Annotated in this window: 1 protein-coding gene; it reads right to left on the reverse strand. The window is 61.2% G+C overall.

The genetic code is table 11. The features are described from left to right. Positions 1-1,031, reverse strand: a 1,031-nt coding sequence (locus tag A3754_RS25660; RefSeq protein ID WP_082904836.1) for an acetolactate synthase large subunit, incomplete at both ends; no start/stop codon positions are given.

Here is a 1,031-nt window from a genome sequence, read left to right on the forward strand (position 1 = left end):
CGTAGGCGCGGGCGTAATCCACGAAGTCCGGGTTCTGGAAGTCCAGGCCGAAGTCCTGGAAGTCCATATCGTTCTGTTTCCACTTGATCATGCCGTAGCCGTCGTCGCGCAGAATCAGTACCACGATATCCAGCTTCAGGCGTACTGCGGTTTCCAGTTCCTGGCTGTTCATCATGAAGCCGCCGTCACCGACGATGGCCATGACGCGGCGGTCCGGGTGGACCATTTTCGCGGCCATGCCGGAAGGCAGGCCGGCGCCCATGGTGGCTAGGGCGTTATCCAACAGCACGGTATTCGGTTTGGTGGCCGGGTAGTTGCGGGCAAACCAGATTTTGTACATGCCGTTATCCAGCGTCAGGATGCCGTCTTCCGGCATGACCTTGCGGATTTCATCCACCAGCCGCTGCGGGCGAATCGGGAAGCTGTCGTCCTGAATGCCTTCATTGATGTGCTTTTGCAGCGCATCGCGGATGCGGTGGAAGTCCGAGAAGCTCCAGTGTTCCTGGGGATCCAGGCGCTCCTTGAGCTGCCACAGGCTGTTGGCAATGTCGCCGACCACTTCGATCTGCGGGAAATAGACCGGGTCCACTTGGGCGGAGTTGAAGTTGATGTGAACTACTTCGGCGCCGCCGGGGCGCATGAAGAAGGGCGGCTTTTCCACCACGTCATGGCCCACGTTGATGATCAGGTCGGCCTGGTCGATGGCGCGGTGTACAAAGTCGCCGTCGGACAGGGCGGTGTTGCCCAGGAAATGGGGGCCGGTTTCGTCCACTACCCCTTTGCCCATTTGTGTGGTGATCACCGGGATGCCCAGTTTTTCCACAAACTGGCGCAGCATCTTGCTGGTCAGCTTGCGGTTGGCACCGGCACCGGCCAGCAGCAGCGGCTTGCGGGCGCCCTTGATGGCTTCGATCGCCTTGCAGATGGCCTTGTCTTCGGCGATGGGGCGGCGGGTCGCGCTGGGCTCGGTGACCGGCATGGTGGAATGTTCGCGGGCGATATCTTCCGGCAGCTCCAGGTGGGTAGCGCCG

The sequence above is a fragment of the Alcanivorax sp. HI0083 genome, assembly GCF_001635175.1.